20 protein-coding genes and 1 riboswitch are annotated in these 19,478 nt (G+C 68.5%); of the genes, 10 read left to right on the top strand and 10 right to left on the bottom strand.

Annotated elements, in window-relative coordinates:
* Positions 1–8: 8 nt before the first annotated feature.
* The 3 genes from ACFYTS_RS05685 to ACFYTS_RS05675 all read right to left on the bottom strand — a co-directional run bounded on the left by ACFYTS_RS05685 (position 9) and on the right by ACFYTS_RS05675 (position 3,763).
* A complete protein-coding gene (locus tag ACFYTS_RS05685) occupies positions 9–1,766 on the bottom strand; it encodes an ABC transporter permease (RefSeq protein ID WP_387301603.1) in 1,758 nt (585 codons plus the stop codon).
* Between the two features lie 36 nt (positions 1,767–1,802).
* A complete protein-coding gene (locus ACFYTS_RS05680) occupies positions 1,803–2,588 on the bottom strand; it encodes a hypothetical protein (RefSeq protein ID WP_387301601.1) in 786 nt (261 codons plus the stop codon).
* 353 nt (positions 2,589–2,941) lie between these two features.
* A riboswitch (M-box (ykoK) riboswitch) is annotated at positions 2,942–3,111 on the bottom strand.
* Positions 3,112–3,460: 349 nt separating this feature from the next.
* Positions 3,461–3,763, bottom strand: coding sequence for a recombinase family protein (locus tag ACFYTS_RS05675; protein ID WP_387301599.1), 303 nt, complete (start codon positions 3,761–3,763; stop codon positions 3,461–3,463).
* A gap of 88 nt (positions 3,764–3,851) precedes the next feature.
* Between ACFYTS_RS05675 and ACFYTS_RS05670 the strand changes: the two genes are divergently transcribed.
* Positions 3,852–6,368 (top strand): sensor histidine kinase KdpD, encoded by a 2,517-nt coding sequence (locus ACFYTS_RS05670; RefSeq protein WP_357279084.1) that lies wholly within the window; start codon positions 3,852–3,854, stop codon positions 6,366–6,368.
* Positions 6,365–7,066 (top strand): response regulator, encoded by a 702-nt coding sequence (locus ACFYTS_RS05665; protein ID WP_357279086.1) that lies wholly within the window; start codon positions 6,365–6,367, stop codon positions 7,064–7,066. The genes ACFYTS_RS05670 and ACFYTS_RS05665 overlap by 4 nt, the downstream gene beginning before the upstream one ends.
* Before the next feature lie 219 nt (positions 7,067–7,285).
* On the opposite strand, the gene ACFYTS_RS05660 is transcribed toward ACFYTS_RS05665, so the two are convergent.
* A complete protein-coding gene (locus ACFYTS_RS05660; protein ID WP_387301596.1) occupies positions 7,286–8,479 on the bottom strand; it encodes a cytochrome P450 in 1,194 nt (397 codons plus the stop codon).
* Positions 8,480–8,607: 128 nt separating this feature from the next.
* Between ACFYTS_RS05660 and ACFYTS_RS05655 the strand changes: the two genes are divergently transcribed.
* The 6 genes from ACFYTS_RS05655 (at position 8,608) to ACFYTS_RS05630 (ending at position 12,906) form a co-directional block, all read left to right on the top strand.
* A complete protein-coding gene (locus ACFYTS_RS05655; RefSeq protein ID WP_387301594.1) occupies positions 8,608–9,267 on the top strand; it encodes an HAD family hydrolase in 660 nt (219 codons plus the stop codon).
* Between the two features lie 71 nt (positions 9,268–9,338).
* On the top strand, positions 9,339–9,803 hold the full coding sequence (locus ACFYTS_RS05650) for an OsmC family protein (protein ID WP_357279094.1): 465 nt from the start codon (positions 9,339–9,341) through the stop codon (positions 9,801–9,803).
* On the top strand, positions 9,800–10,081 hold the full coding sequence (locus tag ACFYTS_RS05645) for an acylphosphatase (protein ID WP_357279096.1): 282 nt from the start codon (positions 9,800–9,802) through the stop codon (positions 10,079–10,081). Before ACFYTS_RS05650 ends, ACFYTS_RS05645 begins: the two co-directional genes overlap by 4 nt.
* Before the next feature lie 27 nt (positions 10,082–10,108).
* Positions 10,109–11,269, top strand: coding sequence for a hypothetical protein (locus tag ACFYTS_RS05640; RefSeq protein ID WP_387301591.1), 1,161 nt, complete (start codon positions 10,109–10,111; stop codon positions 11,267–11,269).
* The gene (locus ACFYTS_RS05635; protein WP_357279100.1) at positions 11,269–12,432 is read left to right on the top strand and encodes a glutathionylspermidine synthase family protein; all 1,164 of its coding nucleotides are present in this window, start codon (positions 11,269–11,271) and stop codon (positions 12,430–12,432) included. The genes ACFYTS_RS05640 and ACFYTS_RS05635 overlap by 1 nt, the downstream gene beginning before the upstream one ends.
* A 21-nt stretch (positions 12,433–12,453) precedes the next feature.
* Entirely contained in the window at positions 12,454–12,906 is a 453-nt protein-coding gene (locus tag ACFYTS_RS05630) for a DUF350 domain-containing protein (RefSeq protein WP_387301589.1), read from the top strand.
* A 3-nt stretch (positions 12,907–12,909) separates the two neighbouring features.
* Here the strand turns inward: ACFYTS_RS05630 and ACFYTS_RS05625 are convergent, their stop codons facing one another.
* The 6 genes from ACFYTS_RS05625 to ACFYTS_RS05600 form a co-directional block, all read right to left on the bottom strand.
* Positions 12,910–13,491, bottom strand: a complete 582-nt coding sequence (locus tag ACFYTS_RS05625; RefSeq protein WP_357279105.1) for a dihydrofolate reductase family protein — start codon at positions 13,489–13,491, stop codon at positions 12,910–12,912.
* Between the two features lie 201 nt (positions 13,492–13,692).
* On the bottom strand, positions 13,693–14,550 hold the full coding sequence (gene mutM, locus ACFYTS_RS05620; RefSeq protein ID WP_387301587.1) for a bifunctional DNA-formamidopyrimidine glycosylase/DNA-(apurinic or apyrimidinic site) lyase: 858 nt from the start codon (positions 14,548–14,550) through the stop codon (positions 13,693–13,695).
* Positions 14,551–15,324, bottom strand: coding sequence for a ribonuclease III (gene rnc / locus ACFYTS_RS05615; RefSeq protein ID WP_387301585.1), 774 nt, complete (start codon positions 15,322–15,324; stop codon positions 14,551–14,553). It abuts the gene before it with no gap.
* A gap of 17 nt (positions 15,325–15,341) precedes the next feature.
* On the bottom strand, positions 15,342–15,524 hold the full coding sequence (gene rpmF / locus ACFYTS_RS05610; RefSeq protein ID WP_033088742.1) for a 50S ribosomal protein L32: 183 nt from the start codon (positions 15,522–15,524) through the stop codon (positions 15,342–15,344).
* Between the two features lie 2 nt (positions 15,525–15,526).
* Positions 15,527–16,186 (bottom strand): DUF177 domain-containing protein, encoded by a 660-nt coding sequence (locus ACFYTS_RS05605; RefSeq protein ID WP_357279113.1) that lies wholly within the window; start codon positions 16,184–16,186, stop codon positions 15,527–15,529.
* 277 nt (positions 16,187–16,463) lie between these two features.
* Complete coding sequence (locus ACFYTS_RS05600) at positions 16,464–17,231, bottom strand: DivIVA domain-containing protein (protein ID WP_387301582.1); 768 nt, start codon at positions 17,229–17,231, stop codon at positions 16,464–16,466.
* A gap of 222 nt (positions 17,232–17,453) precedes the next feature.
* On the opposite strand from ACFYTS_RS05600, the gene ACFYTS_RS05595 reads away from it, so the two are divergent.
* Both ACFYTS_RS05595 and ACFYTS_RS05590 read left to right on the top strand, forming a co-directional pair.
* Positions 17,454–18,011, top strand: coding sequence for a GtrA family protein (locus tag ACFYTS_RS05595; protein WP_357279117.1), 558 nt, complete (start codon positions 17,454–17,456; stop codon positions 18,009–18,011).
* 222 nt (positions 18,012–18,233) lie between these two features.
* The gene (locus ACFYTS_RS05590; RefSeq protein ID WP_387301579.1) at positions 18,234–19,331 is read left to right on the top strand and encodes a hypothetical protein; all 1,098 of its coding nucleotides are present in this window, start codon (positions 18,234–18,236) and stop codon (positions 19,329–19,331) included.
* Positions 19,332–19,478 lie beyond the last annotated feature (147 nt).

Below are 19,478 nucleotides of genomic sequence, written 5' to 3'. Positions count from 1 at the left end.
AAAGTGTTTCAGCTCAGCGAGAATCGCCGTTCGGCGGTGCGCTGCAGGCGTCGCCACAACAGGCGGTTGATCGTCACCGTGACCACGCTCATCACCACGGTGCCGAGCAGCACCCTGGCGAAGACGTCGTCGGTGGTGGCGTTGGTGATGTACGCGCCCAGGCCGTAGGCCTCCATATGCGTGTTCCCGGCCTCCACGACCTCGCCGACCAGCGTGGCGTTCCACGCACCGCCGAACGCGGTGATCGCACCGACCACGTAGCCGGGCGCGATCGCGGGCAATATCAACGACTTCCAGCGCTGCACGCCGTGCACGCCGAGATCGTCCATGGCCTCGCGCAGGTCCGTCGGGATCTGCCCGGCCGCCGCGATCACGTTGAACAGCACGTACCACTGCGCACCCAGCGCCATCAGCGCGATGCCGCCGATATTCAGTGAGATACCGGTGTAGGTGAGCGCCGCGATGACGAAGATGAACAGGAACTGGGCCGGGAAGCTGGCCAGCACCTGCACCACCGGCTGAGCGAACCGGCAGATGCGCGGATTCATCCCGATCCACACGCCGACCGGCACCCACACGATGGTGGAGACCACCAGCAGCACTATCACGCGGCCGAGGCTGGCCAGCCCCATCAGCGAGGTCGGCCCGAATTCGGCCAGGCCCACGGTTCGTTCGAAGTAGGAGGCGAGTGCCCAGGTGCCCCAGGCGAGCGCGGCGAAGAGCAGTCCGAAGAAGAGCACATCGCCGATGCGGCTGCCCGCGCGCTCGTCGTAGGCGGAACGGGTGCTGCGCCCGAAGACCCGCATGAGGCGATCGACGTGCTCACCGACCGGTCGTAGCACCCGTGCCAGCCGGCCCGGCACCGTGCTGCGGCGCAGCAGGTCGAGCACCAGACTCCGTGGGGCCTGCGCACTTTCGGTGTGCTCCACCCGGAATCGCTCCGACCACGCCGTGAGCGGCCGCCAGAACACCACGTTCACCAGGACGATGGTGAGCACCATGACCAGCGCACCCACGACGAGATTGCCGACCTGGGCCTCGGAGGTGGCCGCCGCGATGAAGCTACCCATGCCGGGCAACGCTTCGTCCCGGCCGGATACCGTGATGACCTCCGAGGCCGCGAGCATGAACCACGCGCCGCCGAAGCTCATCATGCCGTTCCAGATCATCGGCACCATCGCCGTCGGCACCTCCAGCTGCCACAGCCGCTGCCAGCGGGTGAGCCGCATCATGCGGGCCGAATCATCCAGCTCCCGGGGCATATTGCGCAGCGCCTGGTAATAGGCGAAGGTCATGTTCCAGGCCTGCGCGGTGAAGATGGCGAAGATGCACGCCGCCTCCGCGCCCAGATACGAGCCGTGGAACAGGCCCACGAACGCGGTGACCGTGATCGAGACCAGCGCCAGCACCGGCACCGACTGCAGTACGTCGAGCGCCGGGATGAGCACCTTCTCGGCTCGCCGCGAGCGCGCCGCCCACTGGCCGACGATCAGCGTGAAGAGGATGGACGCCGCCAGGCCGATGAACATGCGCAGCGTGGTGCGGGCCGCGTAATGGGGCAGATTCGCGGGATCGGTTGACACGGTCTCGGTTCCGGTATCCGGCGTCCAGGGCACCGACATGTCCCGAAACAGCCGCAGCACCACCAGGATCAGCAGCGCGCCCACGCCGATGATCAGGTAGTCCACCGCTCGGAGCCGGCCCCGCGCCCGCGGTACCTCGGGAGTCGTCTTGGGGCGGTCCGGAATTGCCAATTCAAGAGTCATTGCTGTTCACCTCGCTCCGAGCGGCTTCGTCGCAACTCAGTTGGTCGATTCGGCGGCGACCGCGGGCGGTGCGGTCATGACGTTGAAGGCGTGCACGGCCGAGGCCAGCACCGCCGGTGCGCCGACGAGCAGGTTGAAAACCACGACGCCTATCCCGGCCCCGGCCACCGCGCCCTCCAGACAGCCGGTGATGGCGCCGGGAATCGCCAACGTGCCCAACGTCAATGCGCCGACCGCGAGACCTTGGCCCGCGCCCAGCAGGACGCAGCCCAGCGGCGCGCCGATGACGGCACCCAGCAGCGTGCCCACCGCCAGGGCGACGGTGAGTTCGTTGTTGACATTCTGGAAGACGGTATTCATCCGATCCTCGAAGCTGTCGGGATCGGCAATCTGCTGTGCCGCAGGGCCTTCGGCCTGCGCCTCCGCGGCGGCGTGCAACTCCGCGGCGATGCGTCGTTCCTCGGCGCTGACCGGTCGGGCCCGATCCGGGCTCGGGGTGAGGGTGGCGCTGTCGCCGTCGATGCGGGCGTCGATCGGGTACGTCGTGTCCTGCTTGGTGATGGTCAGCGGGATCGCCCCCACCACCACGCCCTGCGGGTCGAGGATCTGCAGCTGGTCGGTGGTGGTTCGGAACGTGCCGAGGTCGGTGCGCAGCACCACCGATCGGTCCACGATCCGGGCGTCGCCGGACACGGCCTGAACGTTCACAGCGTCGGCGAGCCGGACGTCCGGTCCGGGTGCCGTGGCCGAAGCGGCGGCCGGGGCGACCAGTCCGGCGGCGGTCAGCGCCGCGGTGGCGAATGCGAGCAAGCGAATTCTCATCGGGATGTTTCCCCTCGGGATACCGCTGCCCGCATCGGTTTCCGGGCAGCGTCGAATACCGTCGAGCATGGTGGCGCCGACGGGTCGGATATATGCGAATCTCCGAATTCATTCGCAAAATGTGCATGCGAATAGTCCGGTGCCGCGCGGGCGGCATCGTGATATCGGAGAATTACGTGCGTCGAGATATCGACGCGATTTTGGTGTGCTGGCTAGCGGCCCGGACCGAGGCGGAGGGGCCGGCCCGGAGATCCCGGGTCATCATCGGGTGCCATCTTGCTACCCGACCTCCTCACTGGTAGAACGCGATTCGTCAACGCACTGGGGAGGTCGCCCGGAACTCTCGGGGCGGACGCACACCCCTCTCGTCAGAGTTTTGGCACTGCACGACGTGTTCCGAATCGGAAAGCCACTTTGGATTACCCCTTGAGCCGGAGAAATCTGTCCTAACCTTGGGCGTCTCTCGACGTCGTCAGATCAGTGGCCTATGTTCGTGCAGGAGCCTCGCCTATCGAGGTGCAACAGGGAATCTAGTAAAAGACTCGCTAAAAGTCAAAACCGCTATTCGCTCATTCTTCGACCGCGGCCGACGCCGCTGATAGAGCACCGGCACGCCGAGGAGGTGCAGTCCGAGGGTGGTCGCGTCGTCGGAGGCCACCCGGGTGCGGGCTCTGATCTCAGGACCCGATGACAGGCCCGCCGGGAGCGTCGTCGACCAATCCCGCGGCCATGTGTTACTGGACCAACATGGGCGCCCCCGCCAAGACCGCCGATGTCGGCTTACCTACCCAACGTTGAAGCGGCAGCAGCGGTCAGCGAGGGGCTGGAAGGCTCTGGAGCAGCCGCGGCCTTCTGGTGTTCCATTGACTGACTCACGACGGGAAGGACCCCGTCCGGACTTCGGGCCCCGGACTCGCGCATACGGTACGCAGGAACCCCAAGTACCGGAACCAATGGTGCAGGGGAGCGGGCGTGGCCGGCGAGTTCAACCGGTCGAGGTCCCATGTAATGAGAGCGTTAAGACGGCCGGCACGGTAGTCCTCGACCATCCGGTCATACGCTGGGCGTTTCTTGGTCTCGGCGAAGGCTGAGATGGGCTTCTCGGTATAAATTTCACATATGGACCAGCCTCGAGCTTCGGCGATCCGCCTACAGTCCTCGAGTTGGCGTTCCAACCGCCAGGCCTTCGCCAGATGTGTCCAGGCTGACCCGGAGGTAGATCACTGAACGAACTGTCACGGTGGACACGAAAGGCAATTTAGGTTGAAGCGCGGTCAACTGCGGATCTATCTGGGTGCCGCTCCCGGCGTAGGCAAGACCTACTCGATGCTCGCCGAAGCCCATCGGCGGCTCGAGCGCGGTCGCGACGTCGTGGCCGCCGTCGTGGAGACCCACGGCCGCAGCAAGACCGCCGATCTGCTCGCCGGAATCGAGCGCATCCCGCCCAAGCTGGTCGAGTACCGCGGCGCGACACTGCCCGAACTCGATGTCGAGGCGGTGCTGCGGCGGCACCCCGCCGTCGTGCTGGTGGACGAGCTGGCGCACACCAACATTCCCGGCGGTAAGCACGAGAAGCGCTGGCAGGACGTGCAGGACCTGCTCGACGCGGGCATCGACGTGGTGTCCACGGTCAATGTGCAGCACCTCGAGAGCCTCAACGACGTGGTCGAGCAGATCACCGGCGTCGTGCAGCGGGAAACCGTCCCGGACTGGGTTGTACGCGCCGCCGACCAGGTCGAGCTGGTCGACATCACGCCGGAAGCGCTGCGGCGCAGAATGTCCCACGGCAATGTGTACGCTGCCGAGAAGGTCGACGCCGCGCTGCGCAACTACTTCCGGCCCGGCAACCTGACCGCGCTGCGCGAACTCGCGCTGCTGTGGCTCGCCGACCAGGTCGACGCCGCGCTCGCCAAATACCGGGCCGACCACCAGATCACCACCACCTGGGAGGCGCGCGAACGCGTCGTGGTGGCGGTCACCGGAGGTCCGGAATCGGAGACCATCGTGCGGCGCGCCAGCCGCATCGCCGCCAAGTCCAGCGCCGAACTGATCGTGCTGCACATCGTGCGCGGCGACGGCCTGGCCGGAGTCTCCACCCAGCGCCTCACCCGCCTGCGCGACCTGGCCACCGGCCTCGACGCCGAATTGCACACCGTCACCGGCGAAGACGTCCCCACCGCGCTGCTGGATTTCGCGAGGCAGGTCAATGCCACCCAGCTGGTGCTGGGCACCTCCCGGCGATCGCGCTGGGCGCGCATGATCGACGAGGGCATCGGCGCCACCGTGGTGCAGCAGTCCGGCAAGATCGACGTCCACATGGTGACCCACGAGGAATCCAACAAGGGCGGCTTCCGGTGGTCCGCGCTGACCCGCCGGGAACGCAACCTGGGCTCCTGGTCCGCGGCGGTCCTGGTGCCGTCGCTGATCTGCGCGGTCATCTACTTCTGGTTCGACCGGCTGCTGGACCTCAGCGGCGAGAGCGCCCTGTTCTTCATCGGTGTCATCGCGGTGGCGCTGCTGGGCGGTGTCGCCCCGGCGGCGCTGTCCGCCTTGCTGTCCGGGGTGCTGCTGAACTGGTTCTTCACCGATCCGCGCTACAGCCTCACGATCGACCAGCTCGACAACTTCCTCACCATCGTGGTGCTGCTGGTGGTGGCGGTCGCGGTGGCGGCGCTGGTGGACGTGGCGGCCAAGCGAACCTTCGAGGCGCGCAAGGCTTCTCGCCAGGCCGAGCTGCTGACCCTGTTCGCGGGCTCGGTGCTGCACGGCGCGAACCTGCAGGATCTGCTCGAACGCGCCCGGGAGACCTACGGTCAGGACGCGGTCAGCCTCGTCACCGACGACGAGGTGATCGCGTCGGTGGGAGATCAGCCGCCGACCAAGGCCGGCGACGCCGAGACCGCTGTGGAGGCGGGCGATGACATGCATTGGCTGCTCATGCGAGGACGAGCCGTGACGTCCGGAGACCGCCTGGTGCTGGGCGCGGTCGCGAACCAGGCGGCGGGACTGGTGCAGCAGAAACAGCTGCGCGCCGAGGCCAGTGCGGCCCAGGCGGTCATGGAGGCCGACAAGCTGCGCCGCGCACTGCTGTCGGCGGTCAGCCACGACCTGCGCACCCCGCTGGCCGCGGCCAAGGCGGCGGTGTCGAGCCTGCGCAGCGACGACGTGGAGTTCTCCCCCGAGGACACCGCCGAATTGCTGGAGACCATCGAGGAATCGGTGGATCAGCTGACCGCCCTGGTCGGCAATCTGCTGGACTCCTCACGCCTGGCGGTCGGGGTGATCAAGCCGCAGATGCGCAAGGTCTACCTCGACGAGGTGGTGCATCACGCGCTCATGGGGATGGGTACCCGCGGCATGCGCCGCACCACCATGGACCGGGTCAAGGTGGATGTCGGCACCATCGCGGTGTACGCGGATTCCGGCCTGCTGGAACGGGTCCTGGCCAACCTGATCGACAACGCCGCCCGCTACTCCCCCAGGGATTCGATGGTGCGGGTCGCGGCCGAGCAGGTCGGCGAGCGGGTCGCGATCACGGTGGTGGACACCGGGCCCGGGGTACCGACCGGCCTGGAGGATCAGCTCTTCGAGCCCTTCCAGCGGCTCGGCGATCGCGACACCTCCACCGGCGTCGGCCTCGGCCTGTCGGTGGTGCGCGGATTCGTGGACGCCATGGGCGGCGCGGTGCACGCCGAGCCCACCCCCGGTGGCGGCCTGACCATGGTGATAGATCTACCCGGGGGCGACGAACCCGCGGACACGACCGAGGAGAACAGGTGACCAACGCGGCGGCAGCGCCGATCAAAGTGCTGGTGGTCGACGACGAACCACAGATCCTGCGCGCCCTGCGCATCAATCTGTCGGTTCGCGGCTACGAGGTGACCACCGCCTCCACCGGCGCCGCCGCCCTGCGCGCCGCCGCCGAGAAGCACCCCGAGGTCATCATTCTCGACCTCGGCCTGCCCGATATGGACGGCATCGAGGTGCTGGGCGGGCTGCGCGGCTGGACCACCACCCCGGTCATCGTGCTGTCGGCCCGCACCGATTCCTCCGACAAGGTGGAGGCCCTGGACGCGGGCGCCGACGACTACGTCACCAAACCGTTCGGCATGGATGAACTGCTGGCCCGCCTGCGGGCGGCCGTGCGCCGCTCGGCCGTCACCGCCGACACCCCGGAACCGGTCATCGAAACCGCCTCCTTCACCGTCGATCTGGCGGCCAAGAAGGTCACCCGCCACGGCCGCGACGTCCACCTGACCCCCACCGAGTGGGGCGTGCTGGAGATGCTGGTCCGCCACCAGGGCAAACTGGTCGGCCGCCGGGAACTGCTGCGCGAGGTCTGGGGCCCGTCCTACGCCACCGAAACCCATTATCTGCGTGTCTATCTCGCCCAGCTCCGGCGCAAACTCGAGGACGACCCCTCGCAGCCCAAACACCTGCTCACCGAGGCGGGCATGGGTTACCGCTTCCAGTCGTAGAAGATCAGGGAACTCCCCGGGAGCTCCCTGATCCTGTTCGCAGCCCCGGGGTTCGGCAGGGCCGGCGTGGGTTCGGGTCACGACGGCGAATTCCCCGGGGGTGCGGCCAGATTTGCCGGAGCGGGTGACGGCCGGGCGTCCGCGCAGTGATGGGCGCGCGAACAGTGGCCGGGCATTCGCGACTGCTGCCGCGTGTTCAGCGCGTCGGCGGCGTGGCGCTCACCGGGTCATGCGCACCGGCAACGACTTGAGGCCGTTGTTGAGGTTCGAGCGAATGCGGCGGGCGTCGCCGGTCTGCTCCAGCTTCGGGAAGCGCGCCAACAGCTCCTCGAAGAACACCCGGCCCTCCAGCCGCGCCAGGTGCACGCCCAGGCAGAAGTGCTGGGCCAGGCCGAAGGACAGGTGCGGGTTGGGGTTGCGGCGGATGTCGAAGCGGCCGGAATCGGCGAACACGTCCTCGTCGCGATTGGCGGAGGTGTACCACATGGCCACCTTGTCGCCCGCCTTGATCGGGACGCCGCGGATCTCGGTGTCGGCGGTGGCGGTGCGGCGGAAGTAGTGCAGCGGGTTGGCGAAACGCAGGATCTCCTCCACCGCACCGGGAATCAGCGACGGGTCCTCGCGCATCGCCGCCAGCTGCTCGGGGTGCTGCATCAGCAGTTGCAGTCCCGACGACAGCATGGTCTTGGTGGTGTCGTTGCCAGCGGTCACCAGCTGGGTGAAGAAGCTGCCGAACTCCAGATCCGACATGGCGGCTCCGCCGAAGGAACCGGCCAGGATGAGCGAGGTCAGATCCTCCTTCGGCGGCTCGGTGCGCCGCGCCATGGAGAACTGGATGGCGTAGATGGCCATATTGGTGAGCTCGGCCGTGACATCGAAATCGCCGACCAGATCCGGATCCTGTTGGCTGACCGACTGTTCGGCCCAGCGGCGCAGGCTCGGCCAGTCCTCCGCCGGAATCCCGAACAGGCCGCCGACCACCTGGCTGGGCAGCACGCCCGCCACGTCGTGCACGAATTCCACATCGCCGTCGACACTGTCGAGCAGGGCGACGGTGAGCTCGCGGACGCGGTCCTCCATCTCGCCGACCACCCGCGCCTTGAAATGCTCGGCCAGCGGCTTGCGGTATTCGGTGTGCCGAGGCGGGTCCATCATGAGCAGCATGTTGCGGGTCTGCTCGAGCCGTTCGGGCGGCTGGTTCTCCAGGATCACACCCTCGACCTCGGCGGAGAACAACTCCGGATGGCGGGCCACGTGCGCCACGTCCGCGTGCTTGAGGACCGCCCAGTACCCGGGCTCGCCCGGCATCTCCTGCCAGTGCACGGGATCGGTGCGCCGCAGCTCGGCGAAGATCTCGTGGATCGGTCCCGCCACATACAGCTCGGGGTCATAGATGTCGCTGACCGTGCCCACGGTCCACCTCGGTATTCACTTGCGGGTATGCCTGTTTCGCTTCGGACGCTAATCCCGGACGCGATCCGGCGGCGCGGTTCCGGAGGGCGGTCCCAGTCAGTGGACCGCCATGAACCACCATGGACGCCATGTCTGTTGCCGCGATCGTGTTCGACATGGACGGTGTGCTCATCGACACCGAACCCATCTGGGAGGAGGTGCGGCGCGAGTACATCGACGAGATGCGCGGACGCTGGCTGCCCGACACCCAGGACCGGTTCATGGGGATGAGCACCACGGAATGGTCGCGGTACCTGAGCGAGGACCTGCTCGACGGCCGCCGCACCCCCGACGAGGTCGCCGAGGACGTCATCTCGCGCATGGCCGCCCACTACGCCGACCACCTCCCGCTCATGCCCGACGCGGTCGCCACCGTGCGCCGGCTGGCCGCGAGCTACACCCTCGGCCTGGCCAGTTCCTCCCCGCGCCGGCTCATCGACGTGGTGCTCGACCACATGGGCGTCACCGACCTGTTCGCGGCCACGGTGTCCACCGAGGAAGTCGAGCGCGGCAAACCCGCCCCCGACGGCTACCTCGAGGCCGCCGCTCGCCTCGGCCTGGCCCCGGGCGTCTGCGTGGCGATCGAGGATTCCAGCAATGGCCTGCGCGCCGCGCACGCCGCCGGGATGACGGTGATCGCCGTCCCGCACCCCACTTATCCGCCCGCCGCCGACGCCCTCGCCGCGGCCGCCTACGTGGCCGACAGCCTGACCCAGGTCACATCGGAGCTGGTGGCGGAATTCGGCTGACCACCTCGGTGTTCCGAACGATCGGCGACCGGATGGTCGTCCCGGGTGACCAAAATGGGAGGATTTGACCCATGTCCGAACAGATCGCCGCACCGCAGACCCCCGCCATCGACCCGGCGGCCGAGCCGGTCAAGCTGTGGGCCGAACGCACCGGCACCCGCGCTTACACCGGCCGCAACAACCGCGGCGGCGAAGTGCTGATCGCGTCCGCGGGCGTGCCGGGCGCGTTCACCCCGGGTGAGCTGCTGAAGATCGCGCTCGCCGGCTGCACCGGCCTGAGCGCCGACTTCACCCTCGCGCGCCGCCTGGGCGACGCCTTCGACGCCACCGTCCACGTCTCCGGCGACGCCGACCGCGAGAACGAGCTCTACCCCGAGCTCAACGAGGAAGTCGAGCTGGACCTGAGCGAACTCGACGAGGAGTCTCGGCAGCGGCTGCTGGTCGCCGCGCAGCGCGCCATCGACAAAGTGTGCACCGTGGGCCGCACTCTCAAGACGGGCACGACAGTCAACCTGACCTTCCGCGTCGACGAATGAGCGACGATCCGGTCCGGCTCAGCGCCTGGGTGCACGGCATGGTCCAGGGCGTCGGCTTCCGCTGGTGGACCCGCGCCCGCGCCCTGGAGCTCGGCCTGACCGGTTACGCCCGCAATCATCGCGACGGGCGCGTGCACGTCATCGCCGAAGGCCCCCGCGATGCCTGCGAATCGCTGCTCGGCCTGCTACGTTCCGGTACAACACCGGGACGGGTAAGCCTGGTGGTGGAAGACTGGGGTACCGCCGCGGGCGGAATGACAGGATTCGAAGAACGCTAACGCGCGGCGAGCCCACGGAGTCGACGAATGGCCACTGACCGTCCCGGCGGTCCGGACAACCCGGACCGTCCCACCCCCGACCCCGCGCATCCGTCCGAACCCCCCAGTCCTCCCAGCGAATCCGCCACGTCCGGCAATCCGGCCGAGCCGACGCCGGATACGTCCACCCCGCCGCGCAGCGACCGCAACGCCCCAACCATCCGCGCGCGCCCCGCCGACCCCACCCTTCCCATGCCCGGCGGACCCCGCGGCGACCAGGACACCACGACCGACGAGCCTGCGGCCACGTCTGATTCGCCCGGCGAGTCCGGTTCCGAGCCTTCGGGTCCCACGCCGACGCTCCGGTTCCCCGCCGGGGACCCCGGTGGCGGGAGCCATCCGACGCCGCCACTATCCGGAGCTTCCGCGACCCCGCCGGATGCGGGCGGACCTCACCCGACCCATCCGCTCGCCGGTGAATCCCACGGCGGCGCGGGCACTTTCGGCAGCCCCGGCGCAGCCCCGCTCGGCGCGGTCGCCCCGCCGCCCGGGGTCGAGCCGCCGTTCACCCTGCCGATGCCCTCGCTGGAACCCGACGCACCGCCGGTGCCCGCGGCTCCGCAGCCGCCGCGGCGCGGGAGCATCATCTCGCAGGAAGCCGGGATCACGCAGCCGCGCCCGCCGACGGTGGCCGAGGTGCGAGCCCGGGAGAAGGCGCGCAAACGGGCCGAGGAGCAGCAGCAGGCGGAGGCGGAGGCCGCGGAAGCCAAGCAGCGCAAGAAGAAGCGGGTCCTGATCGGCGGGGCCGCCGTGGCGGGCATCGCGGCGCTGGTCGGCGGCGGCTACCTGGTGGCCTCGGCGTGGAGCGGACCCGACGTCACCGCGTCCTGCACGGTGGTCGCCGACAAGGGCGAGATCGTGCCGATCGGCAATGGGCAGACCGTGACCGCCGACCGCGACAACCAGGAGATCGTGGTCCCGGACAACTACTGCTCGAGCGCCACATCCGGCGGGCATCCCGGAACGCACACCAGTACGTTCATCTACCTGGGCCACTCCTACCGCTACTACTACGGCGGCAACACCACCATCGGGCGCGCGCCCACCGGTGGCACCACCGTGGCCCCCAAGGGCGCGACAGTGAAGACCAAGAGCGGCAGCACGATTCAGCGCGGCGGCCTCGGAGCGAAGATCGGTGGAGGTTCCTAGTGCGGCGGGTTCGCAGCACTCCGCGGCCGGGCTGGCAGCGGATCATCGAGGGGCAGGGTCTGGTCTACGGCTCGCCCGGGCAGTACCCCGACGGCCGGCCGCGGCCCTACTGGGACGAATCGGTGCACTACGAGTTCGACATGGACGAGATCCTCGCCATGGAGGCGCAGGTCGAGGTGCTGCACTCGATGTGCCTGCACGCGGTCGAACAGGTCGTCCTGATGGAGCGTTTCGCCGATTTCGGTCTGCCGCAATGGAGCTGGGAGCACATCACCAAGTCCTGGCACCGCTCCGACCCGCACGTCTACGGCCGCTTCGACCTGCGCTACGACGGCCGCGGCCCGGCGAAACTGCTGGAGTACAACGCCGATACGCCCACCTCCCTGCTGGAGGCGGCGATCGTGCAGTGGCACTGGCTGACCGACACCCACCCCGACGACGATCAGTGGAATTCCCTGCACGAGAAGCTGGTCGAGCGCTGGGGTGAACTGCGCGAGAACCTGCCGGGCAGTCAGCTGCACTTCACCTGGTCGGGTTCGGACGGTTCCGGCGAGGACAACGTCACCACCGCGTACATGCAGGAGACCGCCGCCGAGGCCGGGTTCGACACCATCGCCCTGCCCATCGAGGAGGTTGGATTCGACACGGAGCTGGACCGTTTCGTGGATCTGGCCGAGGCTCCGATCGAGGCGATCTTCAAGCTGTACCCGTGGGAATGGGCGCTGGACGACGACTTCGGCCGCCGCGTGGTGGAGTCGCTGCCGGAAACCATGTGGATCGAACCGCTGTGGAAGACGCTGCTGTCGAACAAGGCGATCCTGGCGGTGCTGTGGGAGATGTACCCCGGCCACCCCAACCTGCTGCCCACCTACCTCGACGACCCGCACGAGCTCACCGAGTACATCCGCAAGCCCAAACTGGGCCGCGAGGGCGCGAACATGACCATCGTCGGCGCCGGCCTGGAAACCGCGACCGGCGGCGTCTACGGCGAGGAGGGCTACGTCTACCAATTGCTGGACCCGCTGCCCGAATTCGACGGTATGCGACCGGTACTCGGTGCTTGGATCGTGGGCGACACGTCCGCGGGACTGGGCATCCGGGAGACCGTCGGCCTCATCACCGATGACAGCTCCACCTTCGTCCCGCACCGCATCCCGCAGTAACCACACCTCGGAGGACCACCGATGACCACCGCTCTCGCCCTCGAAGCCGGGTATTGGCATTCACTCGGCCGCGGCGTAGGCGCCATCCTGGCCTACGCCCTGCTCGGACTGGCGCTCATGCTGATCGGCTTCCAGGCTGTGGACGTGACCACCCCCGGCCCGCTGCGCGCCATGGTGGCGCGCGGCCTGCCCAACGCCGTCGTCGTCAGCGCGTCGGCCATGATCAGCATGGCGCTGATCGTGGTCCTGGCCATCTATGCCCAGGCGGGCAAGCTGTCCGAGGGGCTGCTGGCCGCCACCGTCTACGGCCTGGTCGGCATTGTGGCCCAGGTGATCTCGGTGCGCGTGCTCGAATTCGTGATCGGCATCGATATCGGCGAACTGCTGAAGAAGCCGGAATTCAGCACCGAGTCCCTGGTGGTGGCGGCCGCTCAGTTCTCGATCGGCCTGGTGGTCGCGTTCGCGATCCTCTGACCGCTAGCGGACCCGGCTGTACTTGATGAAGGCCACGCCGTCCTCGAAGATCCGGCTGGTGAGCACCCGGAACTTCGCCGGTTCGGGCAGCCGTCCGGCGGCTCCGAACAGCGGCCGCCCGTGCCCCAGCACGATCGGGTACAGCTTCAGGAACACCTGATCGATCTCCGGCAGCAGGGTCTGGGCGAGCTCACCGCCGCCGCACAGCCAGATGCCGAGCCCCTTCTCCCGCTTGAGTTCCCGCACCCGCGCGAGCGGATCCTCCGAGATCAGGTCCACCCCGGCCGCGGGGCTCTCCGGCAGCGTCGTGGACACCACGAACTGCCGCAGATGCGAGTACGGGCTGGACGTGCCGGTCCGCACACCGAAGTCGTGGGTCTTGCGCCCCATGATCACGGTGTCGAAGTTCTGGCACGGTCTGTCGACGCCGAGCACCTGACGAACCTTGGTCGGCAGCGTCTCGGGATACTGCGCCATGATCGCGGGCCCGTGATCACCCCCGACCGGGAAGAAGTCGACCGAGCCGTCATCGGTGGCGATGTATCCGTCGATGGTGGCCGCGACGTAGTAAGTCAGTTTGCGCATGTGTTCCTCCAGCCGGCACCACGCGTGCCGCTACTGAAAAGGTAGCGCCTGAACCTGAACGACAGGCCGGGTCCGAGATAGTCGGATCGCCCGGCTCGGAAGAAAACCTGCTGGTCTCAGGCGCGGAACCGCCCTTGACGACGCAGTCTCGCGTTAATCGAACGCTTCATGAACTTTCCCCATTCGTGCGCTCCACGATCCTCAGCCGCGGGGGCGGGGCTGGCAGCGGGGGCAGAAGAAGGAGGAGCGGTTCATGAACTTCTCGCGGCGCATGAGGGCGCCGCAGCGGCGGCAGGGCTCATCCTCACGGCCGTAGGCGTTGAGGGAGCGTTCGAAGTAGCCGGATTGGCCGTTCACGTTGACGTAGAGGGCGTCGAAGGAGGTGCCGCCCGCGCGGAGGGCCTCGTCCATGACGGTGCGGGTCTCGGCGAGCAGGGTGTGCAGGGCGGGGCGGGTCAGCTTGGCGGCGGGGCGCTCGCCGTGGATCTTCGCTCGCCACAACGCCTCATCGGCGTAGATGTTGCCGACGCCGGAGACGACGGTCTGGTCGAGCAGGAGGCGCTTGATCTCGGATTGCTTGCCGCGCAAGGTCTTCACCACGGCGTCGGCGTCGAAACGCTCGTCGAGGGGGTCGCGGGCGATGTGGGCCGCGGATTCCGGGACCCAGGTGCCGTTCACCTCGACCAGGTCGGAGAGCTGCCAGCCGCCGAAGGTGCGCTGGTCGACGAAACGGAGTTCATTGCCGTCGTCGAGGGTGGCGATGATGTGCGCGTGCTTCTCGAGCGGCGCGGACGTGGGCTGGACCAGCATCTGCCCGGACATGCCGAGGTGCACGACCAGGGAGGTGTCGGGCTCGTCGAAGGTGAGCCACAGGAATTTGCCCCGCCGGTGCGCGGCGTCGACGCGCAGACCGGTCAGCCGGGCGGCGAGGTCGTCCCCGCCGAACGCGTGCCGCCGCACCGAACGCGGGTGCTTGACGGTCACGCTGTCCAGGACGCGGCCCACCACATGCTCGGTGAGTCCGCGCCGGACGACTTCGACCTCGGGAAGTTCGGGCATCTAGCTCTGCGAGCCGTCGGCCACGGTGCCCTCGGGCGTGTTATCGGCGTTCAACGACCGGTAGGCCGCGCCCGCGGCCTTCTGCTCCGCTTCCTTCTTGGAGCGGCCCACCCCCTGGCCGTGACCCTTCCCGCCGATCACCGCAGTGGCGGTGAACTCCTTGTCGTGGTCGGGTCCGGTGGAGGTGATCTCGTAACTGGGCACGCCGATGCCGCGCTCGGCGGTCAGCTCCTGCAGGCTCGTCTTCCAGTCGAGCCCGGCCCCCATCCGGGGACCGCGCTCGAGCAGAGCGGCGAACAGGCGCAGCACCACTTCCCGCGCGACATCGATGCCGTGCTGCAGGTGCACCGCACCCAGCAACGACTCCATGCCATCGGCGAGAATGCTGGGCTTGTCCCGGCCGCCGGTGAGCTCCTCGCCCTTACCGAGCAGGAGATGGCGGCCGAGACCGCCGGCCCCGAGCCCGCGAGCGACCTCGGCGAGCGCGTGCATGTTGACAACGCTCGCACGCAGCTTCGCCAGTTCGCCCTCGGACTTGTCCGGGTGCTCCAGATACAGGCGCTCGGTAATGCTCAGGCCGAGCACCGAATCGCCCAGGAATTCCAGGCGCTCGTTGGTCGGCAGGCCACCGTTCTCGTAGGCGTACGACCGGTGCGTGAGCGCGAGGCGCAACAGCTCCGGCTGTACGTCTACGCCGAGCGCCTCGAGCAGGCTGGCATGGTCGGCGGCGTCACCTACGGCGGGAATATCCGCCGCGTCCTTGCTGGCGGTCACGGTGGGCTATACGCGAATCAGATCGCGGAGGTGACCTGACGGCCCTTGTAGGTGCCGCAGCTCGGGCACGCGATGTGCGGCAGGGTCTGCTGACCGCAGGCGCGGTTCGGGCAGGTGATCAGGGTCGGCGCGGTGGCCTTCCACTGGCTGCGACGCGCGTGGGTGTTGGCACGGGACATCCGGCGCTTCGGAACGGCCACGACTAGCTCTCCTCTGTCTTACTTGCGGCACCGTTGTGTCCCGCAAGGGTGGAATCGGTTGATGGGTCCGACGCAGTGTCTGCATCGGTGGACTCAGCGGTGAAATTCGCGAGCCCGGCCCAGCGAGGGTCAAGTATCTCATGACCGTGGCCGGAACCCGCAATCGCCATCTTGACGCCGCATTCCGGGCACAAACCCGCACAGTCCGGCTCGCACAGCGGCTGCAGCGGCAGCTCCATGCCGACGCCGTCGACGATCACCGGTTCGAGGTCGATGAAATCGTCCACCAGACGCGGGATCTCGTCTTCCTCAGTGGTCTGCTCGGTCGCGCTGTCCGGGTAGGCGAACAGCTCGGTCAGCTGCAACTCGAGCTCGTCGGTGAACGAGTCCAGGCAGCGCGAGCATTCGCCCTCGATGGGAGCGGTGACCGTGCCGGTGACGAGGACACCCTCGGAGACCGACTGCAGCGTGAGATCCAGCTCGACATCGGCACCGGCCGGGATCGCGACGAGATCGAGGCCGATCTTCTCCGCGGTCGTCACGGTGCGACGCAGCTCTTTGATGGAACCCGGGGCGCGTCCGAGACTGCGTACATCCAGCACGAAACCCGCGTCGGTCATCTTGTGACGATGACGCGAGGCATTACCGGAATCGGCGGACATCTCTGAACTCACCTTTGCGCTGGCTGGGAATGGGCAACCACCCAACAATACCGAAAGCCCCGCTCGCGACCCAAATGGGCAGAATTCAGTCGCCCTTCGCTTCGCTCCGGGCGGGTTCGCGGCCCCTGGTCCCGATTCTTCCCTCCTCCGCTCCTCCGCTTCGCTCCCCCGCTCCAAGGCGGAGGTCTATCGAGCCGCAGTCCAGAATCGGGACGGCCGCGAACATTCGGGTGATGTTCAGCAATGGAGGAGAATCGGCGCGGAACCGGGTTGTCGATCAGCGGCGGAAGCCGGGAGAGTCGGTGCGGAACTCGGAGGCGTAGTCCGGCACGGACGAGCCCGAACGCACCTGGTGGCGGCCGCGGCCGATGATGCGCAGGGTGGTGTGCAGGGTCTCCTCGAAGTCGGCGAGCTTGCCCTCGACGTAGTCGTCGCATTCGGAGCGCAGGCGGTCGGAGTCGGCCTGGGCGGTGTCGATGAGCCGGGCGGACTCGGTGTGGGCGGCCCGGACGACTTCGGTCTGGGAGACCAGGCGATCCTGTTCGGCCTTGCCCTCGGCGACCGAGCGGTCATAGGAGGCCTGGCCGGCGGCGGCGAGACGGTCGGCCTCGTCGCGGGCACGGCCGGTGAGGGAGTCGTACTCCTTCTTACCGTCGGACACTGTGCGCTCGGCCTCCTCCTCGGCCGAGGCGACCAGGTGGTCGGCGTGGGCGCGGGCCTCGGCGACCATGCGGTCGGCGTGGGCCTTGGCGTCGGCCAGGATGCGGTCGGCCTCCTCGCGGGCCGAGGACACGGTGTGGTGGGCCTGGTCGTTGGCGGTCTTGACCGTGGTCTCGGCACCGGTGCGGGCGTCGGTGACGATCTTGTCGCGGTGATCGAGCACGTCCTGGGCGTCGTCGAGCTCGCCGGGCAGCGCCTCGCGGACGTCGTCGAGTAGCTCCAGCACCTCGCCGCGCGGCACGATGCAGTTTCGGGTCGGCGGGATGCCGCGGGCCTCTTCGATGATGGCCACCAGTTCGTCGAGCGCTTCGAATACCCGGTACATGTGCTACCCCACTCTCCTGCCAGGACTCACGGCGAGACTCTCCGCTTCCGCCAGTCTGCCAATCTCCGCGCTGTCAACAAGGTCCGACACGGCGTGTCGCGGGTTTTCCGCAACATGGCCTAGTTCACAGATCGTGACCCGAAAACAAGTGGAGGAAATAGCTCCACTTGGTTTACCGTTGATGAGCAAGACAAGTAACGGTGTGTTCGGATGGGGTAGACGATGGCTGTCCACGAGATTCCGGAGCGGGCGACGATGCCCGTGCCCGGTCTGGTGCACACCTACACCCTCGGTTCCGAAGCCTTCGCCTACGGCTCCGAGGCGTTCGACCGGAGCACCGACGCCCTGCGCGCGACCGGCGTCCGCTGGTCGGCCCGGATCGGGGCCTGGCTGCGCGGCGATGCCGCCCTCGCGCAATTGATCCGCTTCGCCCTCGTCGGCGGCCTCAGCAATGTCGGATACATCCTGCTGTTCCTCGCCCTCTACGGCGGCGGCGCGCAGGTGGCCAATCTGGCCGGATCCATCGTGAGCACCGCGCTCGCCAACGAGATGCACCGGCGGCTCACCTTCCAGGCCGCGGACCGGGTGCGCTGGTACACCGCGCAGATCGAGGGCGGGGCGCTGGCGCTGGCCGGGCTCGCCATCACCTCGGCGGGTCTGGCGATTCTCGAGGTCACCGCACCGGGCATGGGCGATATCGCCGAAGCCGTTGCCGTCCTGGGCATTACGGCCGTGGTCGGCACCATGCGCTTCCTCACCCTGCGGCTCTGGGTGTTCTGAGCCCACTCCCCCACATGTTCTCCGCGAACGCGGGAACCCCTTTCGGCGCGTCGACGTCCAAGCCAGTATCGACGACGAAAGGGGTTCCGACATGGACCGCGGGCGCGGATGCCTTGGGGGACGGCGGGATACGAGCGGACCACGACCCCAGCGACCTCCGGGGCGGGGGTGTGGATCGTGCGTGCGGCACCGGCGTCCGCGGCCGCCCCGGCAGGAGGGCTGATGACCACCGTGGCGACGACCACCGCCACCGGAGCAGCGGCGACCGGCTCGGCCGAATCCCCGGTGACCGACGCAACCGAGCCCACGACGACCAGCCGGGCACCGGTGAGAACCGCGGACGGTGGACGGCATTGCGGGGCACGGGAATCCCGGACGGCGCTGCTCGCGGGGTGTGGCGCGCAGCGTGGCCCGGGACGGCATTCGGGTTCCGGACCACGGAGCAGATCCGGGCAGCGGGTGCACGAACCGATGCCGACCGCGCTGGACCGGCGGGAACAGCATCGCCAATTGGTCGGGGCCCTGCTGCCGGAGATGGCCGCGGGCAGTGTGGTGAGTCATCAGTCGGCGGCGGTGCTGTACGGGACCACGCTGTGGCGGACGCCGTTGGATCGGGTGTGCGTGACCCGCAATCGCAAGGGCGGCGGGCGGACCCGCCCGTTCGCGAAAGTCCATGGCTCGCCGGTGGATCGCGCGGTCGAGGTCGACGGGCTGCCGGTCACCACCCCGGCGCGGACCGTGGTGGATCTGGCGCTGACGCTGCCGTTCGAGGCGGCGGTCGTCGCCGGTGACGCGCTGGCGGGCAGGTTCGGACTGACTCCGGCCGAACTGGGCGAGGAGATCGCGCAGGCCAAGGGCCGCTACGGCATCGGCCAGGCGAAGGAGGTGATCGCCCTGCTCGACGGCCGCAGCCAGAGCATCGGGGAATCGCTCAGCCGCACCATGATCGAGCGGCACGCGCTGCCGCTGCCGAGCTCCCAGGGCAATGTGCTGACCCCGGACGGCCGCTTCGTGGCGCGCGTCGACTTCTATTACGAGTCCGAGGGCGTGCTGTGCGAGTTCGACGGCCCCACCGAATACGGCCGCCTGCTCCGCCCGGGCCAAGACGTCGCCGCAGCCATCCATCGTGAGCGAATCCGCGAAACCTACCTGCGCGCCCTGGGTTTCGAGGTGGTCCGCTGGACCTGGGACGACGTGATCCGCGACCGCGCCGCCCGCCGCCTGCGCGCCGCGCTCTCCCGATCCCGCCCGCGACCCGACGGCCGGATCGAACCTGCCCCGGCCTTACCCGCCCACCCGGCCCTGATCCGCGCGCTGTGACACAGCGGCGGCGGCCGAGGTACACGGCACCTCGGATACGGCCGGGCCCGGATCAACAACGACGTGGGGCCTCCCACACGTGAACTTCAGCGACGAGGGGTCTCCCCGGTCAACTTCATCGGCGAGGGGCGACAACGCACTCACGGC

Source organism: Nocardia sp. NPDC004151 (genome assembly GCF_042874235.1).
Lineage (GTDB): Bacteria > Actinomycetota > Actinomycetes > Mycobacteriales > Mycobacteriaceae > Nocardia.
Note: the sequence above shows the minus strand (reverse complement) of the source record. Positions and strands in the feature narration are given on the sequence as shown.